This window comes from Pristimantibacillus sp. Z349TD_6 (genome assembly GCF_056173205.1).
This window is the reverse complement of sequence record NZ_CM149662.1, coordinates 3,412,206-3,434,643: the sequence shown is the minus strand read 5'-3', so window position 1 is coordinate 3,434,643 and position 22,438 is coordinate 3,412,206. Positions and strand designations below refer to the sequence as shown.

General features: G+C 45.4%; 18 protein-coding genes. 1 reads left to right on the top strand and 17 read right to left on the bottom strand.

What is annotated here, in order from left to right; genetic code table 11:
- Positions 1-16: 16 nt before the first annotated feature.
- The 16 genes from AC0VYE_RS14615 to lspA form a co-directional block, all read right to left on the bottom strand.
- On the bottom strand, positions 17-1,522 hold the full coding sequence (locus AC0VYE_RS14615) for an ABC transporter substrate-binding protein (RefSeq protein ID WP_076268193.1): 1,506 nt from the start codon (positions 1,520-1,522) through the stop codon (positions 17-19).
- 6 nt (positions 1,523-1,528) lie between these two features.
- Positions 1,529-2,419, bottom strand: coding sequence for an ABC transporter ATP-binding protein (locus tag AC0VYE_RS14610; RefSeq protein ID WP_076268354.1), 891 nt, complete (start codon positions 2,417-2,419; stop codon positions 1,529-1,531).
- A gap of 8 nt (positions 2,420-2,427) precedes the next feature.
- Positions 2,428-5,358, bottom strand: coding sequence for an ABC transporter permease (locus AC0VYE_RS14605; protein ID WP_076268192.1), 2,931 nt, complete (start codon positions 5,356-5,358; stop codon positions 2,428-2,430).
- Between the two features lie 3 nt (positions 5,359-5,361).
- On the bottom strand, positions 5,362-6,426 hold the full coding sequence (locus AC0VYE_RS14600; protein ID WP_339209586.1) for an efflux RND transporter periplasmic adaptor subunit: 1,065 nt from the start codon (positions 6,424-6,426) through the stop codon (positions 5,362-5,364).
- On the bottom strand, positions 6,398-7,129 hold the full coding sequence (locus tag AC0VYE_RS14595; RefSeq protein WP_076268190.1) for an ABC transporter ATP-binding protein: 732 nt from the start codon (positions 7,127-7,129) through the stop codon (positions 6,398-6,400). The genes AC0VYE_RS14600 and AC0VYE_RS14595 overlap by 29 nt, the downstream gene beginning before the upstream one ends.
- Before the next feature lie 177 nt (positions 7,130-7,306).
- Positions 7,307-9,034, bottom strand: coding sequence for a methyl-accepting chemotaxis protein (locus AC0VYE_RS14590; RefSeq protein ID WP_475448841.1), 1,728 nt, complete (start codon positions 9,032-9,034; stop codon positions 7,307-7,309).
- Between the two features lie 175 nt (positions 9,035-9,209).
- A complete protein-coding gene (pyrE, locus tag AC0VYE_RS14585) occupies positions 9,210-9,857 on the bottom strand; it encodes an orotate phosphoribosyltransferase (protein ID WP_076268188.1) in 648 nt (215 codons plus the stop codon).
- Entirely contained in the window at positions 9,850-10,587 is a 738-nt protein-coding gene (pyrF, locus tag AC0VYE_RS14580; protein WP_475448839.1) for an orotidine-5'-phosphate decarboxylase, read from the bottom strand. The genes pyrE and pyrF overlap by 8 nt, the downstream gene beginning before the upstream one ends.
- A 137-nt stretch (positions 10,588-10,724) precedes the next feature.
- Positions 10,725-13,949 carry a carbamoyl-phosphate synthase large subunit gene (gene carB, locus AC0VYE_RS14575; RefSeq protein WP_475448837.1) on the bottom strand — a complete coding sequence of 1,075 codons (3,225 nt, stop codon included), beginning with the start codon at positions 13,947-13,949 and terminating at the stop codon, positions 10,725-10,727.
- The gene (gene carA, locus AC0VYE_RS14570; protein ID WP_339208742.1) at positions 13,936-15,081 is read right to left on the bottom strand and encodes a glutamine-hydrolyzing carbamoyl-phosphate synthase small subunit; all 1,146 of its coding nucleotides are present in this window, start codon (positions 15,079-15,081) and stop codon (positions 13,936-13,938) included. The genes carB and carA overlap by 14 nt, the downstream gene beginning before the upstream one ends.
- A 60-nt stretch (positions 15,082-15,141) precedes the next feature.
- Positions 15,142-16,428 (bottom strand): dihydroorotase, encoded by a 1,287-nt coding sequence (locus tag AC0VYE_RS14565; protein WP_475448835.1) that lies wholly within the window; start codon positions 16,426-16,428, stop codon positions 15,142-15,144.
- 40 nt (positions 16,429-16,468) lie between these two features.
- Positions 16,469-17,368 (bottom strand): aspartate carbamoyltransferase catalytic subunit, encoded by a 900-nt coding sequence (locus tag AC0VYE_RS14560; protein ID WP_475448833.1) that lies wholly within the window; start codon positions 17,366-17,368, stop codon positions 16,469-16,471.
- Positions 17,365-17,940, bottom strand: coding sequence for a bifunctional pyr operon transcriptional regulator/uracil phosphoribosyltransferase PyrR (pyrR, locus tag AC0VYE_RS14555; protein ID WP_076268182.1), 576 nt, complete (start codon positions 17,938-17,940; stop codon positions 17,365-17,367). Before pyrR ends, AC0VYE_RS14560 begins: the two co-directional genes overlap by 4 nt.
- Before the next feature lie 339 nt (positions 17,941-18,279).
- Positions 18,280-19,515: an LL-diaminopimelate aminotransferase gene (locus AC0VYE_RS14550; RefSeq protein ID WP_475448832.1), complete on the bottom strand. Its 1,236-nt coding sequence runs from the start codon at positions 19,513-19,515 to the stop codon at positions 18,280-18,282.
- Between the two features lie 112 nt (positions 19,516-19,627).
- A complete protein-coding gene (locus tag AC0VYE_RS14545; RefSeq protein ID WP_083681965.1) occupies positions 19,628-20,566 on the bottom strand; it encodes an RluA family pseudouridine synthase in 939 nt (312 codons plus the stop codon).
- Complete coding sequence (lspA, locus tag AC0VYE_RS14540; RefSeq protein WP_076268179.1) at positions 20,547-21,068, bottom strand: signal peptidase II; 522 nt, start codon at positions 21,066-21,068, stop codon at positions 20,547-20,549. The genes AC0VYE_RS14545 and lspA overlap by 20 nt, the downstream gene beginning before the upstream one ends.
- A 228-nt stretch (positions 21,069-21,296) precedes the next feature.
- On the opposite strand from lspA, the gene AC0VYE_RS14535 reads away from it, so the two are divergent.
- Positions 21,297-22,028, top strand: a complete 732-nt coding sequence (locus tag AC0VYE_RS14535) for a TraR/DksA C4-type zinc finger protein (protein WP_076268178.1) — start codon at positions 21,297-21,299, stop codon at positions 22,026-22,028.
- Here the strand turns inward: AC0VYE_RS14535 and AC0VYE_RS14530 are convergent, their stop codons facing one another.
- Positions 22,029-22,367: a DUF5665 domain-containing protein gene (locus AC0VYE_RS14530; protein ID WP_256710892.1), complete on the bottom strand. Its 339-nt coding sequence runs from the start codon at positions 22,365-22,367 to the stop codon at positions 22,029-22,031.
- Positions 22,368-22,438 lie beyond the last annotated feature (71 nt).

The window sequence follows — 22,438 nt, the reverse complement described above, 5'->3', positions numbered from 1 at the left end:
TCTTTCTTATTTCAAATTATCTTGGCATCGGCATAATTTCGACTCCGCCGCCGTTGCCTTCTCCAGTTGGATTGTTTTTAATTTTTTCCAAAACCGCATTTCCGCGTGTTTCCCACTCAGCTAGCGCTTCACGAGCAGATTTTTTCTTCTCGATTACGGCCTGGAACAATTCATAGCCAGGTTGTTGAGCTTCCCATACGCCTGGTTTCTCACGGAAGATTTTGTCATTATCTACAGCTGGCATTGGTTTAAGTGAAGTAAATGCGTCAATATTGTATTGCAAACCGCCGATTGGCGTCAAAAATTCCTTACGTGCAACCATTTCATATAGACTTCTCGATTTCAGCTTAGCCCATTCCTTGCTGTTGGAGAACTTGATGAAATCCCAAGCGTCTTTATCGTTTTGAGCTTTGTTGTTAATACCCATCAACTGGCTCAATGAAATACTGCTGCCCACTTCTGGATCGCTTGGAGAAACGGGAACTGTCACAACGTCCCAATCAACAGCTTCAAAATCTTTAATTTTCGAAGCGTTGTCCGAAGCTCTCTTAAGCTCATTAATATAACCATAATCACCGATCGTCATCGCAATTTTGCCTTTGATGAACAAATCACCATAGAATGGGTCATTGCCGCCTTCAGCGTTTTGCTTCTCATACATTTTATTCATAAATTCTTGTGTAGGAATCACTTCTTCTTGATACAGTGATGCAACAGTGCTCCATACATTTTCCCACTGATCGCTATTGACGAGCATTTTCTCGCCTTTGTCATCCCACATTTTCAGCTGCAATGCTTGGCTATAAGACTGCGCATTGCTAAAGCCGTCATTGGACCAGCGATTGAAGGAGAATCCAAATTTACGGTCCACGCCTTCACCTTTTGCCACTTGACGTGCCAAGTTAAGAACTTCAGTCCACTCCATTTTGTTTGTCGGAGGAGTTACACCAGCATCAGTAAACATTTTTTTGTTGTAGTAAAGTGCAGAAGAGTTGAAGGTTGGCGTCAATGCATACAATCCGCCGTCACCAGCAGCTTTTATGCCTTCAACAACAGTTGGAACATAATCCGACAAGTCGAATTTATCTTGTGCTACTAATGGATCCAGCGGTTGCAACAAGTTGTCTTGTGTCATCCGACGAAGCATATTGTAATCCAGAACAACAACATCGACTGGATTTGATCCAGTAAGCATTTCTTTCATTTTTTCATACGGATCTGGCTGCTTTGTTGGCTTTGCAGGATCTTGCTGTTCAAAGCGTTGATCATCATAGTTGATTGCGCCTACGATTTGGAACTCAATGTTAGGATGAGACATTTCATACATATCCGTGTATTGCTGACGGAAATACGGCTCATTATCCGCACCGCCATAAAGCACGCCAATACGTAAAACCCGTTTTTCTGTTGAGCTGTCTGAGCCGCTGCTGCACGCTGCAAGCAGGCCAATAAGCAAGGTAAGTGTTAACGATACTAAAGTAAATTTGCGAATTCGCTTGCCTGACAATCTTTTATTATTCATTTGGTTTTAACCCCCTAGTGATTTAGGCGGAGTAATAATAATCCGCTCGCCGTCAAATTCCATCGTTGCTTTGTCTTTAATATTAAGAGCAGATAAATATTCCTTAGGCACTTGTAAACGTCCAACGCGATCTACCACGACATAGGCTTCATGCACAGACTGCAGTCCGCTGCTAACAGCTGGAAGCTCTGCCTCACCTCCATCAAGATTAATATTCGGATTGCGTTTAATAAACTCGGTGCTCGTCAAGCCATCGCGAATGGCAACCACTCGGTCTACCTTGCCTGCAAGCGTCAAGTCATGCGTTACAATGACGATGGTAATACCGATTTCGCGATTCAACCTGCGGAAAATACCCATTATCAAATCGGAGGTAGCCGTATCAACCGAACCAGTCGGCTCATCCGCAAGCAGAAGCTTCGGGCGATTCGACAGTGATATGGCAATGGCAACCCTTTGCTGCTCACCGCCTGACAATTGATGGAGCTTGTTATGCATTCGCTCCTTCAAGCCAACCCATTCAAGCAGCTGCTTCGCATATGCGCGATCAACCTTCCCCGAGAGCATCATCGGCATTTCTACATTTTCGAGGGCAGTAAGATAAGGCAGCAGGTTTCTGGCATTATTTTGCCAAATAAATCCTACCGTCTCCCTCTTGTATTTCACTAGATCCTCTTCGGAAATCTTCAGAAGATCCCAAGGACCTACATGCACCTGGCCGGCTGAAGGGCGGTCAAGACCGCCCAACGTATTCAGAAGCGTCGATTTCCCGCTGCCGCTGTTGCCGATGATAGCCATTAGCTCGCCTTCGTTTACTTTTAGGTTCAAGCCTTGTAGGGCAACGACCTCTAGATCGTCTGTCTTGTAAATTTTCACTAGACCTTCGCAATCGATCATCGCTGTTGTCATCGTTCTTCTCCCATCTTGACCGCTTGATGCACTCTGAGCCTGCGTATGTGCAGGAAGAGCAGCAATGCGCCGGTCAGCATCATAAATCCGACAACTATGAACAATTGGTTCGTATCGCTAGACTCGAATATGACTCGGAAAGGCGGTACTGTTTCTGCAACGTTTTCTGTCGTTTGCAAGAATGGCAGAAAGAGCAAGCTCACACCTTTACCAATTAACACGCCAAGTCCAATCGCAAGTCCTGCTGTAAATAACTGCTCCAGAAGCAGCATCCCCGTAAGCTGTCTTCGCGATAATCCCATTGCCCGCAATACCCCGAATTGGACAACACGCCCTGAGAGATTGAAGAACCAGAATAGGACGTAGCCAGCTAATGTGATGATGACCGAAACAAGGAAACCTAAGCTCAATATTCCGAATACGCCGCCCCTAGTTGGAAGCTTCGATTGAATGATTAGCTCGCTTCTTACATCTTTAATAGCTGCTATTTCCACTCCAGCCTTTTGCAGTGCTTCAACGATCGGAGCTACTTTAGCATCAGGCTTCATCTTCAGCCAAACCTCATAAGGAATGAGCGGAAGCTGGTCATAAATATAATCTAAATTCGTGATAATAAACGGTGATTTATCTGGATATTGGCTAGGCCAATAAGGCAAAATGCCAACGACCATAAAATCCACTTTACCTTCGGCGAATCCAACTGACACTGGATCTCCGATTTTTAATTGATATTTCTCTGCTACTTTCGAAGGAATAAGCGCCGCATGCTCATATTTACCCAAGTTATTTAAATAATAATTCGGATGAACAGGATACAAATCATTGCGGAACCAGCCGACCTTAGCAAAGTCGACATTATCAATACCCATTACGGTTCCTTGACCAATCGATTTGCCTGAAATGACCACGCTGCCCTTCGTCTGTAGTACACGAGCAGCCGCTTCTACGCCATCAAGGGAACGGAAAAGCTCAAATGGAGGTTCACTGAACAACATCTTTGAAGGTATGGTTTGACCGCCACCGCCTCCGCCGCCTGAACCACCGCCGTTGCCTCCTCCACCATTTCCGCCGTTTCCACCGCCACCAGAACCGCCGCCATTGCCTCCACTGCCGCCATTACCACCATTTCCGCCGTTGTTGCCAGGCGTTGTAGTAATTTCCGGAGACCCTTCCCAAACCGTTTGAATGGTTACGTCTGCTCCGTATTTATACAGCGTACGTTCCGTGGAGTTCAAATCAATCGTTCTAGCTGCCGATGCGTTATAAACACCAAGCCCCAGCGTCAGCACCAATAGAATCATCAATGGGTAATATCCCTTGGATGAACGTGAAAGCTGAGTCAGCGTCAAATAAAGCGGAACCGGTAAAAATTTGCGTCCTAGCCATGTAAACACCTTCAATAGCCATGGGAATAATCTTAAGAAAAACAACCCAAATGCAAAGATTGATAAGGCAGGAACAAAAAATAAAAATGGCTGTACGTTTAATTGATCCGTTGTCATGCCTGTTTTGAACGTCAACATTTGGCGCTCATTGAACATATACCAGCCATAACCAGCAGTGGCAATTAACAAGACATCAAGATACCAACGCTGCCAAACTGGCTTGCGATCAGAACGCGCCAGATCCTGCTTATAACTTACGATTGAAGATCTTGCATAAATAACAGCTGGAATAATGGTCGCCATAAGCGCTAGAAAGACTGCAGCTCCACCCGCAATAATGGCCTCCGTAGAGAAGCCTACCGGTATGGACTTCCGATTAACGAAAGAGAGGAAGCCATTGGCTGATCCGATACTCTTCGCCATGAACCAACCGATAAACGGACCGCTTCCAAGCGCGATACCACCAAGCAGTAGTCCTTCGAGCAAATAAATCCAAATGATTTGCCGTGTGCCGGCCCCCCTGCTTCGAAGCACTGCAATGTCGCTTCGCTGCTTATCCAGTGACTGCCTTGCATTCATGGCAATGAAGAAAAACACCATCGCAAGCATAGGAGCAGCTAGCGTAAATAGCAATGTTTGCAGCTGCAGGCTTTGTTTCTTAAATTCGGTAAGCGTGGATGCAAAAGAAATTTCTACTCTTGTGTCCTTAAGGCGCTGATACAGCTCAATATTCAAGCGTTCAAGCGTCTTGCTTAACGGTGTTAATTGACTCGTTTTTACTTCTGATAAATCAAATGCGTAGTACCAGCTTGCATTATGCAGCGGTATTTTTTTATTCGCTAACAGCGTCTTTTCGAATGCTGCTTTGCTTATTTGGAACGTGTTCAGCAAGCTTTCCATCCCTTGATACCAGTATGAACTCGTATCAGTAAGCGGTTTGACTGCTCCGACAATTTTCACTCGCAATGTCAGATCCAGTCCACCGTATATCGGATATTCAAAAACATCGCCGATATGTACATCATTTCTATACATTGCTTCCTCGAACATGACTGCTTCGAGTATGTCTCCATCCCCTTCGGTATTTGAAAACCATTTACCTTGGGTCAGCTCTGTATTTTTTTCAAGTTCTGACAGATTCATAATCGTCAGTTGCCGGTTGCGTCCTGCGTCTACTTTGCTAGAATCCTCAGGAACGACCTCTGCACCGCGAATCGAATAGCTGTTTACATACGTACCAAATGGAAATCCAATTTCTTTCGGTATTCCATCTTTAATATACTTTTCAAGCTCCGACAGCGCTGCTAAATCCGTTTTCCCGCCAGCAGGTGATTGATATCTCATGAGAAGCGAGCCCGCAGGTAATCCGGTACTCTTCTGCTGCAGTGATTCGGCTACTACTCTCTTGAGTGCACCATCTGCATACATAGGGATACTCGTTGCAAATGCAACCGCCAGAGTTAGCCCAGCCAGCGTGCTTAAGGTTAGCCAGCGCGTGTTCCACATTTTGCGGAACAAAAAACGAAACAGCGGAATTCCCATTGGCTATCGACCTACAACTTTCTGCCCCGGTTTCAACCCTTTGAGGATCTCGATATTCGTCGAGGTTTGTTGGCCGACCTCTACGTCAACTTCGCGCTTAACTTCGCCTTCAATGACCTGCACGTACGTACGAGATCCAATAGAACGAAGCGTAGAAGGAGGAATAACAATAGCATTTTCAGTGCGCTTCGTAATGACTTTAATCGAAAGCGGCATTCCGCGGTTCAAGTTTTTAGGCAAATCCTTAAGATCAACGATTAAGAAGTCTTCGGGTTTTTCCGGTTTCTCTACTCCAGAACCACCACCGCCGCCGCCGTTGTTCTGTTCCTCCGTTTTGTAAGGGAGCTGCTTGATCTTGCCTTTAAATTTACCAACGCTCGTAATATCAGCTGTTACTTCCATGCCAACGCCTAGTTTTTCTAGCTCTGACTTAGAAATTTTGGCTGCAGCTGTAATCTTGCTCGTATCAGCTACAATGGCAATTGGAGCATAGGCTTTAATCAAATCGCCCTTCTGCACGTTAAGAGAAACAATCGTTCCGGCAAATGGAGCCTTTAATGTCGCTTTCCCGATTTCCTCTTCCATATCGACTAGCTTCTGCTTCTGTTCTTCAAAAGCAATCAGCTTACCTTCAAATTCAATCGGATCCATTTCATCACGCTGGCGAAGCGTGTCTTTCATCTCATTTTCGATTTTCCTAAATGAAAGCCGTTCTTGCCGCAAGCTTTTGACCAGTACATCAACGTCCAGCTGACCAATTACTTGACCGGCTTTTACAGTTGTTCCTACTTTCACATTCAGCTCTTTCAAATTCTTGCCGTCCAATGTGAAAAACATTGTCTCTTCTTCCAAAGAGATAAGCTTGCCGATCAGCGGTATCGACGTTTCTAATGTCGTCGTCGTTACCTCATACTCGGGCTTCTTGGATATTTGTGCAGGGGCAATCTCAGGTATAACCTCTTCTTCATCTTCTGCGGGAAGCAAGGAGCACCCGCTTGAAAGCACCAAAGAAGCACTTAATACAACAACCATTGAACGCTTAAATAAATTTTCCGTCCACCATTTCATAGACAATGTCAGCAACCTCCAAAATCGTAGGATCATGTGTAGTCATACAAATAGAAACTTGTTCAGTGCGAATAATATTTTGGAAAACCGCCATAATTTGAGCTGACATGCCAGTATCAAGCTCTGCCGTCGGTTCATCAGCAAGCAGCAGCATTGGCTTATGGGCGATCGCCTTAGCAATTGCAACCCGTTGCTGCTCACCGCCGGAAAGCTCGAAGGGACGATGATTCATTCGGCGCTCCAAACCAACCAGTTCAAGACATTGCGTAACTCTATCCTTCCATTCCGCTCGCGGTACACCAGCCATCCGAAGAGACAGCTCCACATTCTCACGCGCGGACAATAGCGGCATAAGTGCGAAGGCTTGAAATATAAAGCCCATGTGCTTTCGCCTAACTAAAGTGCGTTGGTCATCGCTCATGCTGTGAAACTTCAAACCGTTAAACAAAATCTCTCCTTTGCTTGGCGTATCGAGACCGCCCAAGCAATTCAGCAGCGTCGTCTTGCCAGAGCCTGATCTGCCTCTGAGCATGACTAATTGACGCTCCTTAAGCTCCATATTGATGCCCTTCAGTACAGGCAGCGGAGTTCCTCCAACTTGGAACGTTCGCTCTACATCAATAACTTTAAGCAGATCGCGTCTTTCCTCAGTCGTTTCAACCTGCTCTTCTACCTTCTGTTCTTCTTCCTGCGGAATGGCCATTAGCGCTTCCGATCCCTCCTCAACCAACTTTCATAATTCTCATCTTACATGATAGACGTAGGACATGCTCAAAAAGTTACGTCAAATTTAAACAACTTTTTAAAACCTTTTTCGAACAAAAAAAGCTGCTTTTAGCGAAGGCTTAAACTCCGCATAAAAAACAGCTTTTACATTATCTTACTTCACCTTGAAATGAGAAATAGCAAGGTCCAAATCGCGTACAATTTCCTCTAAATGAACAGCTGCTGAAGAAATGTTATCCATCAAAGCGAGCTGCTCTTCCGTTGCGGCAGCAACATTTTCTGTCTTCTCCAGATTAACGGCAGCTGTAGCAGCCGTTTGCTGCATTGAGGCGCTTACCTGCTCCGAGCTGGCTGACATTTGCTGAGTAATTGCAGAATTTTCATGAATCTGCTCACTAATCTGTGCAATAGAAGCAACGATAACATCCAAGTTCTGACGAACCTCGCCTACCCGCGCGCTGCCTCGCTCCATTTCCAGAACCGTTTGCGACATGTAAGCCGAGGCTCCTGCGATTTCACTTCGGGTAATGTCCACGAGTTGATGTATCCCGTCAGCAGATGCAAGGGATCCCGCTGCCAGCTTCCGAATCTCTCCTGCAACGACCGCAAAACCTCTGCCGTGTTCGCCTGCACGGGCTGCTTCAATTGATGCGTTCAGCGACAAAATATTCGTTTGGTTTGAAAAACTCGTTATATTCTCGGCAATTGCACCTATCTCTTTGGAACGATGCTCAAGCGTTTCAATTGTATTCGATAGTTTGCCAGTTACTGAGGTTACCTCGCTCATTTGATCAATTAACCGGAGCAGCGCTTCATGACCAAGTTCAGCCTGCTTAGAGGTTGAAGATGATTTATCGGCAATTGAGGCTGTGTTTTCTGCGATTCGTTGAATGCCTATCGTCATCTCTTCGATCGCTCTAGATGTTTCTTCCGCACCTCTTGCTTGTACTTCTGAGCCATTCGCTACTTCCTGAATATTTTGAGCGACATGCTCTGCTGCATCTGCAGATTCCTTGGATGCAGTCGTTAACTGATCAGTTGATTTTGTCACTTCAACTGCATTGCCAGCAATACCGCTAATCAGCTGCTTAGTAGCTTCAATCATATGATCCACCGATTGCGAAATACGGCCAAGCTCATCCTTGCTGTATTTCTGATCCGGAAGAACCGTTAAATCCCCTTCTGCTACTCGCTGTGTCTTAAATACAACACTCTTGATTGTCTTCATGATATGACGCACTGTAAAGTACATAGCAATTAAAATAACTAATGTAACCACAATGATGCAGATTAAGAGAGTAAGCTGCGTTTTTCTAAGCTCATTTGTAATATCAGTAATCGTGGATTGTGCATAAATTTTAATATTTTGACCGATTTCATCAATCCCTGTACGGCTTGTTAAGAAGCTATTATCGATCTGTTTATTTTGAAAATTGTTCTTTCCATCCGCTGCTGCCTTCACCGCTGCAGCTGACCAGAAATTAAAATTAGCCTTAAACTCAATTAAAATTTGGTTTATGCTGCGCTCAGATTCCCCTTCTGCTAAATTCTGAAGTCCTTTCTCATATAAAATGGCTTGAGCTTCTCCTACCCGGTCTTCAACTTGTTTTATATTTTCGGCTAACTCCGCTCGAGCAGCGTCTGCATTTACTTGATCCAAAGTACCGGATTCCACTCTCAAGTAAGCTTGATAGGCCTGATACATATCCCTATCCGCGTTTAATACTAATGTGTCTACCTGATTAGAAGTTTCATAAATACGATCTGTCATGTCATTCAACACGCGCCACTGCTCATTGAGCAAATAAAGCCCAGTAAATGCATAAAACATAAGTGGAACCAAAGACAAAAAGACTAACCTAACACGTAAAGACAATTTCATTAAAACCCCGCCCCTCAATTCATGACTATACTCTATATTTATTTATCGGAGACAAATAGCTATTTAGAAGAGTCCCTTTCAAAAAAAATTAATTTTTAGTGTCGAATTATGAACAATTTTGTCACAAAAAAAGCGAGCTCTCATGGAAAAGAGCACGCTTTTTTTATTTCAGTAATTATTTTCCAAACGATTGAGGATCTTGTCTCCAAGCTTGCAAAGCAGCTACATCTTCAGGAGCAACTTTTCCAAGCTCTACAGCTGTTTGAATAAGTGCGCTATAGCTAGACAATGTAACAAGAGGCATTTGCTCTGATGCAAAGGCTTGAATCGCTGAATCAAATTCGTAAGTGAATATAGCAAGCACCGCCAATACTTCTGCGCCTGCTTCTCTAACTGCAAGACCAGCTTTAAGCGAACTGCCGCCTGTCGATATCAAATCCTCGATCACAACGACCTTTTGACCAGGTAGAACACGGCCCTCGATTTGATTCTGCTTGCCATGACCTTTCGCTTTATCGCGAATATAAGCCATCGGCAGATTAAGCTTCTGTGCTACCCAAGCTGCATGTGGAATACCGGCAGTTGAAGTGCCCGCAATAACCTCAGCATCAGGATACCGCTCACGAATGATCGTTGCGAAACCTTCTGCAACAAGATCGCGAATCGCTGGGTATGTCATCGTAAGGCGGTTATCACAATAGATTGGTGATTTAATGCCTGATGTCCATGTGAATGGCTCATTAGGGCGAAGTGCTACGGCTTCGATTTCTAGCAGGCTTTTAGCAATTTGATTTGGCAATTCAGATAAAGTAATTTTACTCATAGGAAATCAGCTCCTCAATAATAGATTCTAATGCTGCTCGCGGATTTGGTGCCGCTGTAATCGGGCGACCGATAACCATATAATCAGTTCCTTTGCGCAGCGCCTCACTTGGCGTCATGATGCGTGATTGATCATTAACATCCGCTCCAATGGGACGAATGCCTGGCGTTACGGTTTTGAAAGAGCTGCCGCATAGCGACTTAATAGCCTCAACCTCGGAAGGTGATGCGACAACACCGTCCAAACCCGCTTTTTTGGTAAGCTCTGCATAACGAAGCACTGCCGCTTCTACGGTTCCGCTAATACCGATCTGCTCATTGAGCATGGACTGGCTCGTACTTGTCAAATGAGTTACCGCGATTACCGTTGGCTTACGAAGGCTGCTGCCTGTTAATGCAATATCTACGCCCTCAAGCGCAGCCTCCATCATATCACTGCCCCCTGCTGCATGGACGTTAAACATGTCAACTCCCAATTTCGTTACGCTATTAGAGCCGCCTTTGACTGTGTTCGGAATATCATGCATTTTCACATCAAGAAAAACGTAGTAACCACGCTCTTTCAAGCTTTGCACGAAGGAAGGACCGGCAGCATAAAACAACTGCATACCCACCTTCATATAACAGGGAATGCCTTGCAGTTCGGCAATTAAACGTTCAGCCGCTGCTGCATCTGGATAATCAAGGGCTACCATAATCCGTCCTGCTGCTTGCTCTTTAGTCAATTTCATCCGAAATCGCTCCATTTCTCTGTTCATTTGCAAAATAAACGGCCATACGTTTGCTCCTAGCTATCTACCTTGAGACTAACGTCTTAAGGTAGATAACGAAGCAATAAACGCTGGCCGTACTTTTAAGCTCAGAGAGCTTATTTGTTTTGTAGCGCTACTGGCATTGAACGGGAGGAGAAGTTCAACGTTTCGAGCATGACAAGCAATGCACGAACTGTATCAAGCGATGTCATACAAACGACGCCATTCTCAACCGCTTCACGACGAATTCTGAATCCATCACGTTCAGGAGCTTTGCCTTTAGTCAACGTATTGACTACAAATTGCGCTTGCCCTTCACGTACTAGATCAAGAATATTCGGCGAGCCTTCGCTAAGCTTATTAACAGTCGTAACGATAAGGCCGGCTTCTTCGAGTGCTTTCGCCGTTCCGCCTGTAGCAATAATTTTGTAGCCTAGGTTAAAGAATCCGCGAAGCAACTCAGTTGCTTCCTCTTTATCTTTATCCGCAACTGTAGCTATGATTGCGCCTGATGTTGGAATTTTCATACCTGCGCCAATGAGACCTTTATAAAGAGCTTTCGCATATTGAACGTCGCGGCCCATTACTTCACCTGTTGATTTCATTTCCGGCGTTAGCGTTGGGTCAACCCGGCGCAGCTTCGCGAAGGAGAAGACAGGAACTTTTACCGAAACATATTCATCCTCAGGCCATAAACCTTCAACATAACCAAGATCAGCAAGCTTCGTACCGAGAATTGCTTTAGTAGCTAAGTTTGCCATCGGAATATTCGTAACTTTGCTTAGGAAAGGTACGGTACGCGATGAACGCGGATTAACTTCTATCACATATACTTTTTCTTGGTGAATGACGAACTGGATGTTAACAAGTCCAATTACGTTAAGAGCTTTAGTAATGCTAATCGTGATGTCAACGATTTGCTGTTTAATTTCTTCTGAAAGTGATTGTGGTGGATATACCGCAATGGAATCGCCTGAGTGAACGCCTGCGCGCTCAACATGCTCCATAATCCCTGGAATAACAACGGTCTCACCATCACAAATCGCGTCTACTTCAGCTTCTTTACCAAGCATATAACGGTCGATTAGAACCGGATGCTCAGGGTTGATTTTCACTGCAACTTCCATATAGTTAAGCAGTTCTTCATCCGAGTACACAATTTCCATTGCGCGTCCGCCAAGTACATAGGAAGGACGAACAAGTACCGGATAACCAAGTCCTTGTGCCGTAACTACCGCTTCATCAACAGAGATAACGGTTTTGCCGTCAGGCTGTGCGATATTCAGGCTGCGAAGCAATGCTTCGAATTTCTTGCGATCCTCTGCAGCATCAATGCTCTCAAGGCTGGAGCCTAGAATGCGTACGCCAGCTTTGGAAAGCGGAGCTGCAAGGTTGATTGCCGTTTGACCGCCGAATTGTACGATTACGCCAATCGGATTTTCTTGCTCAATAACATTCAATACATCTTCAAAGAACAATGGCTCAAAGTAAAGTCTGTCCGATGTGCTGAAGTCCGTTGAAACCGTTTCTGGGTTATTGTTGATAATAACCGCTTCATAACCTGCATTTTGAATCGCCCATACTGCATGAACCGTCGAGTAATCGAACTCGATGCCTTGACCGATACGAATTGGTCCAGATCCAAGGACTAGAACTTTCTGTTTGTCTGTAACAGTTACTTCATTCTCTACTTCATAAGTGGAGTAGTAATATGGTGTCGAAGCTTCGAATTCAGCTGCGCATGTATCAACCATTTTGTATACTGGCTTCAAGTTAAGCTGTTCGCGAAGTGCCCGCACGTCAGCTTCCGTTGTGTGACTGCCATTCGGGAAACCTTCTTGACGAATTTCAGCAATAGAGCGATCTGAGAAACCTTTGCGTTTAGCTTCATACAACGTTTGTTGATTCAACGTTGATTCGCTGCGCATACGATCCTCGAATGCTACGATGGACTGAATTTTATCAAGGAACCACCAGTCGATGTTGGTAATGTCTTGAATTTCTTGAAGCTGATAGCCCCGGCGGAACGCTTCTGCTACGAGGAACATACGCTCATCATCCGGCTTCTCTAGACGTGCGCGAAGCACTGCATCTTCCAAAGATGAAGCTTCTTTCAAGTGAATGCGGTGAGCGCCAATTTCCAGTGAACGAACCGCTTTATGAATGGATTCCTCAAACGTACGGCCGATAGCCATAACTTCGCCAGTTGCTTTCATTTGCGTACCAAGTTTACGGTTCGCGTTAACGAATTTATCAAACGGCCAGCGTGGAATTTTTGATACGATATAATCAAGTGTTGGCTCGAAGCAAGCATACGTTTGTCCTGTAACAGGGTTTACAAGCTCATCGAGTGTGTAGCCGACAGCGATTTTTGCTGCCATTTTGGCAATTGGGTATCCTGTTGCTTTCGACGCTAGTGCCGATGAACGGCTTACGCGCGGATTTACTTCAATGACATAATATTGATAGCTTTGTGGATCAAGTGCGAACTGTACGTTACAGCCGCCCTCGATGTTCAGCGCACGAATGATTTTTAGGGAAGCTGAACGAAGCATTTGATACTCGCGATCAGACAAGGTTTGGCTTGGCGCTACGACGATGCTATCGCCTGTATGTACGCCAACCGGGTCAAAGTTTTCCATGTTGCAGACAACGATACAGTTATCGTTCGCATCACGCATAACCTCATATTCGACTTCCTTCATGCCTGCGATCGATTTCTCGATCAAGCACTGGCTAATCGGGCTATAACGGATTCCAGAAGCAACCGTTTCGCGCAGTTCTTCTTCATTCGCACAAATACCGCCGCCTGTTCCGCCCAGTGTATAAGCAGGACGGACGATGATTGGGTAACCAATCGTGTTAGCGAAGTTAACTGCATCTTCTACTGTAGTCACGATATCACTGTCTGGTACTGGCTGTTCCAACTCACGCATAAGGTCACGGAATAAGTCGCGATCCTCCGCTTTCTCAATAGCTGTCAGCTGTGTTCCAAGCAATTTTACATTCTCGCGTTCAAGAACGCCTGCGCGTGCAAGCTCAACCGCCATATTAAGGCCTGTCTGGCCGCCAAGCGTCGGAAGAAGTCCATCTGGACGTTCTTGACGAATGATTTGTGATACAAAATCTAAAGTAATAGGCTCGATATATACTTTGTCAGCCATGTTCGTGTCTGTCATGATTGTTGCTGGGTTACTGTTTATAAGAACAACCTCATAGCCCTCTTCTTTGAGCGCTTGACAGGCTTGAGTACCGGCATAGTCGAATTCCGCCGCTTGTCCGATGACAATTGGACCGGAACCGATCACGAGAATTTTTTTGAGTTCATTATTTTTGGGCATACTGAAGCTCTCCTTTCAACGTCTCCGACAACACAGCTTGACGAGGTTTTTGTGGGTTATTTTTCTTGTGCGTACGGATCATTTCTAGGAACTCATCAAACAAATAGCTGGAATCATACGGTCCAGGCGCAGCTTCTGGGTGATATTGAACCGAGAAAGCTGGGAATGTATTGTGTTTAAGTCCTTCGATCGTGCGGTCATTGTTATTGATATGTGTTACTACAAGCGGCGTGTTTGCTACTGATTCTTCAAGCACCGTGTAGCCATGGTTTTGTGAAGTAATGTAGCAACGGTTAGTTGCCAATTCTTTAACCGGGTGGTTTCCGCCGCGATGTCCGAATTTAAGCTTTGTTGTTTCTGCTCCGCAAGCTAATGCGAACAGCTGGTGGCCTAAGCAAATTCCGAAGATCGGGTATTCGCCGAGCAGCTCAGAAATCATTTTCACAGCATAAGGTGCATCCTGCGGGTCCCCAGGGCCATTGGACAATTGAATGCCATCTGGAGCTAGGCGACGAATTTGGTCTGCTGTTGTATCGTGAGGAACAACAACTACATCGCAGCCGCGCTTAGTAAGCTCGCGCAAAATACCGCTTTTTGCACCGAAGTCAACAAGTACGATACGCTCGCCTTGACCCGGGCTTGAGAATACATGAGATGTAGAAGTGCGTGCGACTTGATCCGTCATTAGCTTCGAGATGTTCAGACGTTCAGCAAGTTCTTCTACGCGCTCGTTGCCTGTTGTGATTAGGCCCTTCATTGTACCGTAGTTACGAAGCTTGCGAGTAAGCATACGTGTATCAATATCGCTGATGCCCGGGATGCCGTATTCTTTAAGAAGTTGTCCTAGTGAATATTGAGCGCGCCAGTTGCTTGGCACTTCTTCATGACGACGAACGACAAAGCCGTGAATAAATGGGCGCATCGACTCAAAATCATCACGTGTAATGCCGTAGTTGCCGATTAGCGGATAAGTCATCGTTACGATTTGTCCGCAGTAGGACGGATCGGATAAAACTTCTTGATAACCAGTAATTCCAGTATTAAATACAACCTCGCCCATCATTTGTGCTTCTGCACCGAACGAAAGTCCTGTGAACAATGTACCGTCTTCCAATAATAATCTTGCTTGCATCCGTATCACTCCTCAGGTGTTGATTGTCCCCATATATTGGCTTTAGTTAGTAAAAGTTATTTATTCTGACCAAACAACTGCGCCGTCAACGATCGTTGTTACAGGCCAGCCGCTAAGCTTCCAGCCGCCGAATGGCGTGTTGTTGCTTTTGGATGCGAATGTGCTCGGATCAACCGAACGCTCGTTGTCCAAATCAACGATTGTAATATCAGCAGGAGCACCTTGCTCTAAGCGCCCCGTTGGAAGCCGGAAAACACGTGCCGGATCTGCAGTCATGCGCTGCAGCAGGAAGCCAAGCGTCCACTTGCCGGTTTGAACAAATTTTGTGTACAAGAGCGGGAAAGCTGTCTCGAAGCCAACGATGCCAAAAGGTGCAAGTTGAACGCCGCGAGCTTTCTCTTCCGCGCTATGCGGTGCATGGTCCGTAACGACCATATCGATCGTTCCGTCTTCAATCGCTTCGATAACCGCTTGAACGTCACGCGGCGTACGAAGCGGAGGGTTCATTTTCCAATTTGCATCATCAAGGCCCGGAATATCCTCATCAGACAGCAGCAAGTGATGCGGGCAAACCTCAGCAGTAACGCGAACTCCGATTTGCTTAGCTAGGCGAATTAACCGTACCGATTGCTCAGTACTAACGTGGCATACATGATAATGAACGCCCGTCGCTTCTGCTAATAGTACGTCTCTGCCTACATGAATCGCTTCGGATTCATTTGGGATAGCTTTCAAGCCGTGCTTGCGGGAAAACTCGCCTTCCGATGCCCAAGCGCCTTCAACCAATGAATCATCTTCGCAGTGAGCGATGATCGGCATATCCATGGAATGAGCAAGCGCCATCGCGTTTTTCATCATTTGCGCGTTCTGGACACCTACACCGTCATCCGTAAAGCCAATTGCACCCGCTTCTTTTAATGAAGCAAAATCCGTCAACTCGCGGCCAAGCTCGTTTTTAGTGATCGATGCGTATGGCAATACTTTGACAACGCCGACTTGAGCCGCCTTGTTCGTAATGTAGCGTACCGTTTCAGCAGTATCCGTTACAGGACGAGTGTTAGGCATACATGCAATCGTTGTGAAACCGCCTTTTGCAGCTGAGCGTGTGCCTGTTGCGATATCTTCTTTATATTCAAAGCCCGGATCGCGCAAATGAACGTGCATATCGATAAAGCCTGGCGATACCAGCTTGCCCTTTGCATCAATGACTTCTGCGCTTCCTGTATCTACTGAATCGGAACCGTCTATAATAGCTTCGATCTTGTTATTTTCGATCCGAATATGCTTACTTTCTAAGCTGCCCGAAGTTTCATTCCATACGTTACCGTTTATAATCCATAATGACATTGTCGTTTCACCCTCCGGATTTAGATCTATGTTGCTAAAGTTAGCTGAGCGCACGCTCTACTACCGCCATGCGGATAGGAACCCCGTTTTCCATTTGCGGGAAAATGCGAGATTGTGGATGCTCAACCAGTTCATCGTCTATTTCTACGTTGCGGTTGATTGGAGCAGGATGCATAATGATCGCGTGATTAGCGAGCTTGCTGGCTCTCTCTACCGTCAAGCCGTAATGCTCGCGGTAACTTTCAGCAGAATTCAGCATTCCGCTTTCATGGCGTTCCAGCTGGACGCGCAGCATCATAACAACATCTGATTTTAATGCTTCATCTATAGAGACATAAGAGACGTCAAGCTCAGAGGCTAGCATATTTGGCGGTGAGCAAAAGTTCACATTAACTCCGAATTTTTGCAAAGCCCATAGATTCGATCTTGCAACGCGGCTATGCAGCACATCTCCAACGATCGAGACCGTTAAGCCTTTGAGTTGTCCAAAATGCTTGCGCATCGTGTACATATCCAGCAGCGCTTGTGTCGGGTGCTCGTTATTGCCATCGCCGGCATTAATGAGCGGCACCTTGATCTTTGTTGCCAGTTCTGCAAGAACGCCGATCGGCTTTAAGCGAATGATGCCAACGTCAATTCCCATTGACTCAAGTGTGCGTACTGTATCGTAGATTGACTCGCCTTTTTGTACACTTGAAACCGCAGCAGAGAAATTCAGTACTTCTGTACCTAGTCGTTTCTCTGCTACTTCGAATGAAAAGCGAGTACGCGTGCTGTTCTCGAAAAACATATTGGCTGCAAATCTGCCTTGCATCGTCGTGTGCACTTTGTTTGAATGATTCTCCCAATAAGCAGCACGATCTAGTATCGATTCAATCTCTTCTTGGCTTAAATCTTTTAATCCGAGCAAACTCCGTTGTTTAAGCTGTGTGATGGTCATCCGGCTTGCCCCCTCTGATTAATAATGGTCACTTGGTCGATTTGATCGATTTCGGTAAGAGCCACATCGATTTGCTCTTGTTTAGAGCTTGGGACGTTCTTGCCTACAAAATCTGGTCGAATCGGCAGTTCGCGATGTCCTCTGTCTACAAGGACGGCGAGCTGAATGCTTTGCGGCCGTCCGCAGTCCATAAGCGCGTCCATTGCAGCGCGAATCGTGCGGCCCGTGTACAATACGTCATCGAACAAAATAATGCGTTTGTCTTGAACCGTAAAGGGTACGCCGTCGGTATCGCCAATTGCTGCTGCTATTTCCATGTCTGCAGATATGATTGCTTTGCGATCATCACGATATTGAGTAATATCAAGCTCGCTCACAGGAACAGGCTTTCCTTCAATTTCACCGATACGCTCTGCAATACGCCGAGCAAGGTAGATCCCTCTTGTGCGAATGCCTACAATCACACAGTTGTCGATTCCCTTGTTCTTCTCCACAATTTCATGAGCAATTCGCGTTAATGCGCGGCGAATCGCCGTTTCATCCATGATGACTAAATGCTCTTCTTCCGTCATTTCCGCTGACTCCTTCCATAACCGTCCAAAACTGCCAGGTTGCGACAAAAAGCTCCTTGCGAATTTCGCAAGGAGCTTGTGATAAGGCTTAAAGAGATAGGTGCAAGCAAGCAGAGCTCTCGTCACAGAAAGCAGTGCATAAAGCTGTCCTATTCTTCTCTTATATAGACCTGTTATTCACGCTACCTTGCCAGCCTCTCGGGACTGAGTTAAAGGTACTGATGTATATCATAGGAATTATCCCACGTTCGACAAAAGATGTCAAGTAAAAACGATTATTTCCGCTTCAACTTAGTGTGGACCAATCCTGATAAACTATGCAAGGATAGCGATTATTTGCTACAGGCTTAATTTACGAATTCTTTCAACTGCTTTTTGAGTATTCTCAAGGCTTCCGAATGCTGTAAGGCGGAAATAGCCTTGACCGCTTTGACCGAAGCCTACACCTGGCGTTCCAACGATGTTTGCTTCTGTAAGAAGCTTATCGAAGAACGACCATGAATCCATGCCGTTCGGTGTTTTCAGCCAAATATAAGGAGCGTTTACTCCGCCAAATACTTCAAGACCGATGGACGCAAGGCCGTCACGGATAATTGCTGCATTTTTCATGTAGTAGTCAACCAAAGATTTGATTTGCGCTTTGCCCTCTTCAGAATAGATCGCAGCTGCTCCACGCTGTGTAACGTATGATACGCCGTTAAACTTCGTCGTATGGCGGCGATTCCACAAATCATTGATCAACACTTCATTGCCTGAAGCATCAAGACCTTTCAGCTCGCGCGGCACAACTGTGTAGGCACAGCGAACACCAGTAAAACCTGCTGTTTTGGAGAAGCTGCGGAATTCGATGGCTACTTCACGCGCGCCTTCGATTTCGTAAATGCTGTGCGGAACATCTTCTTCCTGAATAAATGCTTCGTATGCGGAGTCATAAAGAATGATGCAGTTGTTTGCTTTCGCATAGTCAACCCATACTTTAAGCTCTTCTTTCGTAAGCGTCATGCCAGTTGGATTGTTCGGATAGCACAAGTAAATAATGTCTACTTTACGATCAGGAAGGCTAGGCTTGAAATCATTTTCAGCTGTACACTCCAAATACGCAATGTTCTCGTAGCGCTTTGTATCTTGATTGTATTTGCCTGAGCGGCCAGCCATGACGTTCGTATCGACGTAGACTGGATAAACCGGATCTTGTACCGCAACGATACTGTTCTCGCTGAAAATTTCTTGTATATTGCCGACATCGCATTTGGAACCATCACTTACAAACACTTCATTTGTTGCAATGTCAATGCCGCGTGCTTTATAGTCATTTTCGATAATTGCATTTATTAGAAAATCGTAGCCTTGCTCAGGTCCGTATCCACGGAATGAACCTGGAGCTGCAAGCTCGTCCACTGCACTGTGCATAGCATTCAGAACCGCATCCGGCAAACCGCGCGTAACATCACCAATTCCTAAGCTGATAATTTCAGCATTTGGATTTTCTTGAATGAATTTAGTACGGCGTTTTGCAATTTCAGAAAACAAGTAGCTGCCTTGCAGCTCCAAGTAATTTTGGTTAATGGAAGTCATTTCACGTCACCTATCCTTATATTCATTTACTTCAGTTGTTATTGATTAGAATAACGTACTTATGTGCTTGAAATAATGAATAATGTGGTGAAAAGTTTGCACTATTGCACTATTACCTTGAACGCAAGCTGCTTAATACATTTTCGAAGTCTGCCGGCAAAGGCATTTCGAACTCCAGCCGCTCGCCGCTGCGCGGATGTGTAAAGCCAAGCAGCGTTGCATGCAAAGCTTGTCCTTTTAACGCTACTGTCTTATTGCGTCCATAAACCGGATCTCCCGCAAGCGGGTGACCAATATATTTCATGTGTACACGAATTTGATGGGTACGTCCCGTTTCTAGCTGAAGCTCAACAATCGTGTAATCTCCTAAACGCTCCAATACGTGAAAATGGGTTACAGCGTGTCTGCTGTTGTGCTCAGTTACTGTAAACAGCTTCCTGTCATTCAGGTCACGTCCGATAGGCGCATCAATCGTACCTTGGTCATGCGGCAAATTGCCGTGCACAAGTGCGATATATTTTCGCGTTACTGTATGCTCCTTAAGCTGCTCAGCAAGCGAGACATGCGCCAGATCGTTTTTGGCAGCCATCAACAAACCTGTTGTGTCCTTATCTATGCGGTGAACAATGCCTGGACGGATCATGCCGTTAATACCGGACAAGTCCTTGCAGTGATACATCAGCGCATTAACAAGCGTGCCTGAAGAATGACCAGGTGCAGGATGAACGACCATACCGCGCTTTTTATTAATAACAATCAAGTCTGAATCCTCATAGATAACTTCAAGCGGGATGTTCTCAGGAACAATGGCCGTCTCTTCAGGCTCTGGGATAATCAGAACGACACGATTGCCCTCTGCTACCTTCAGATTCGCTTTTGCCACTTTGTCATCGACCTGTACGGCCCCTGCTTTGATCCATTCCTGAACCTGTGTTCGGGATACGCCTTGATCGTCAATACTGTCTGTTACAAACTTATCTACTCGTTCGCCGGATTGCTCCGCCTCTACGATCCATTCCAACGGTTCTTCATTATACAGGTTGCTGCTCATGATTGTTTTGATCCTTGTCCTCTCCATTTTGCAAACGTTTCTTGTCATCTCTAGCCGATAACAAGGTGTCAATAAGAATTAATGCTACACCACAGACAATCGCTGAATCCGCCACGTTAAAAATCGGGAAGCCATAGCTGCCGAAGTTAAACTGCAGAAAGTCGACAACCTCACCATAACGCGCACGATCGAGAAAGTTGCCAATTGCGCCGCCAAGAACTAGTCCGAGTCCTACTAGCAGCCAAGGCTTAGCTGATTTTCTCGATGCCTGTATGTACCAAATGATACCCAAAACAATGATAACGGTAATAATGATAAAAAACAGTCTTTGCTCTTGCAAGATGCCAAATGCAGCACCGCGATTTCGATGCGAAGTGATGAGAAAAAAATTACCGATAACGCTAATTTGATCCCCGATCTCTAATTTTGTTTCAATTAATTTCTTTGTTACAAAATCAAGGACTAACACTAATACCGCTACCCAGTAATAATAAAAACGCATCGAATCACTCCTAATTTTTTGTAAAGCAGCGTTTCCATTCAAAAACACTTCAGACCAAATGTGAATAGCCAGTGCATTTCTGAAAGTTTGCTAATCAATTGTAGCATACGGAGCTAAATAAGAGCCAGCACCCGCCTGCTGTTCTTCCATTGAAGACCATACTGAAAAACCGTATTTCAGCAAAAGCTAATACTGCAATTATGTTCCCTGCTAAGGAGGGTGCTCAAAATGACAAAGCCAAACACTGCTCATATTCAGCTGCTGCAAGCCAGATTATTGGACGAGCAGCGCGAAATTGAAAAACGTTTCTCAGAAAACGATCATTATGGCTTAGCGAATTCGTTGCGTGACACTACCGGAGAACTATCCACAATCGATAATCATCCAGGTGATGTCGCTACTGAGCTTTATGAACGCGAGAAAGATGTAGCCCTTCATGAACAAGAAGAATTGCATCTAAATCGCATTGAGGCAGCGCTAACCGCGATTGCTGATGGAACATACGGCATTTGTAAAACATGCAATGAACCTATTCCGCTTGAACGTTTGGATGCCGTGCCCGATACGCTTTACTGCATTGAACATGCGCCAAGGCAACATTTATCCCTGCGCAGGCCAGTTGAAGAATTATTTCTCGATCCGCCATTTGGTCGAACCAGCATGGATGAGCATGATTCCTACAACGGCTTTGATGGCGAGGATGCTTGGCAAATTGTTGAGCAATGGGGCAATGCGGATTCACCTGCCACATCTGAGAACCGAGATGTCGCCGATTATGAGCATGTAGGTATTGAAGCTTTCGAGAATGACGGCTTCGTTGAATCCATTGAAAGCTTTCTTGCAACTGACATTACAGGGCGCCATGTGTCCGTCATTCGCAACCGAGAGTACAAAAATTACTTGGAGTCAGACGAAGGCGATCATGGATTAGAAGCTGATCTTGAAGATCAACACTTATAATCAATAAACTTTTCCTTCAAGCTGGATTTGGACAATTCGGACAATGTCTGCAATATAGTCGCCGATTATCGGTAAGTTTAACGCTCCTAATATACGCAGAACATAAAGAATGGTCGCAGCAAAAAAGGTAAAGCCAATCGCGATTCCTACACCTCTGGCTGTACCAGCCAGCAGGTTTTTCCAAATCATTGTCCATGGTCTGTTTAACAGATCAATGTAATCCGCTATTTGGGTATGTTCCATTTCGGTAGCAATAGTTTGCAGTCGTTTATCAAGCTTGCTTAACGAAGTTTGTAACTCGTTCAAATTTTTCGGCTGTTCCGGGTTATTTGTATTCATACGAGGCATCCCCTTTGTCAAACAATAAAACGAGGCCTGACCTGCCGGACATTGCAAGCACCGCGACCATT

Coding starts and splice junctions, on each gene's coding strand:
- AC0VYE_RS14605 (WP_076268192.1), bottom strand. CDS start 5,358: ATGGGAATTCCGCTGTTTCGTTTTTTGTTCCGCAAAATGTGGAACACG.
- AC0VYE_RS14560 (WP_475448833.1), bottom strand. CDS start 17,368: ATGACCATCACACAGCTTAAACAACGGAGTTTGCTCGGATTAAAAGAT.
- AC0VYE_RS14610 (WP_076268354.1), bottom strand. CDS start 2,419: ATGATCGATTGCGAAGGTCTAGTGAAAATTTACAAGACAGACGATCTA.
- AC0VYE_RS14535 (WP_076268178.1), top strand. CDS start 21,297: ATGACAAAGCCAAACACTGCTCATATTCAGCTGCTGCAAGCCAGATTA.
- pyrE (WP_076268188.1), bottom strand. CDS start 9,857: ATGAGTAAAATTACTTTATCTGAATTGCCAAATCAAATTGCTAAAAGC.
- AC0VYE_RS14600 (WP_339209586.1), bottom strand. CDS start 6,426: ATGAAATGGTGGACGGAAAATTTATTTAAGCGTTCAATGGTTGTTGTA.
- AC0VYE_RS14550 (WP_475448832.1), bottom strand. CDS start 19,515: ATGACTTCCATTAACCAAAATTACTTGGAGCTGCAAGGCAGCTACTTG.
- AC0VYE_RS14545 (WP_083681965.1), bottom strand. CDS start 20,566: ATGAGCAGCAACCTGTATAATGAAGAACCGTTGGAATGGATCGTAGAG.
- pyrF (WP_475448839.1), bottom strand. CDS start 10,587: ATGAAATTGACTAAAGAGCAAGCAGCAGGACGGATTATGGTAGCCCTT.
- AC0VYE_RS14595 (WP_076268190.1), bottom strand. CDS start 7,129: ATGGCCATTCCGCAGGAAGAAGAACAGAAGGTAGAAGAGCAGGTTGAA.
- AC0VYE_RS14530 (WP_256710892.1), bottom strand. CDS start 22,367: ATGAATACAAATAACCCGGAACAGCCGAAAAATTTGAACGAGTTACAA.
- pyrR (WP_076268182.1), bottom strand. CDS start 17,940: ATGACGGAAGAAGAGCATTTAGTCATCATGGATGAAACGGCGATTCGC.
- carB (WP_475448837.1), bottom strand. CDS start 13,949: ATGCCCAAAAATAATGAACTCAAAAAAATTCTCGTGATCGGTTCCGGT.
- AC0VYE_RS14565 (WP_475448835.1), bottom strand. CDS start 16,428: ATGTCATTATGGATTATAAACGGTAACGTATGGAATGAAACTTCGGGC.
- lspA (WP_076268179.1), bottom strand. CDS start 21,068: ATGCGTTTTTATTATTACTGGGTAGCGGTATTAGTGTTAGTCCTTGAT.
- AC0VYE_RS14615 (WP_076268193.1), bottom strand. CDS start 1,522: ATGAATAATAAAAGATTGTCAGGCAAGCGAATTCGCAAATTTACTTTA.
- AC0VYE_RS14590 (WP_475448841.1), bottom strand. CDS start 9,034: ATGAAATTGTCTTTACGTGTTAGGTTAGTCTTTTTGTCTTTGGTTCCA.
- carA (WP_339208742.1), bottom strand. CDS start 15,081: ATGCAAGCAAGATTATTATTGGAAGACGGTACATTGTTCACAGGACTT.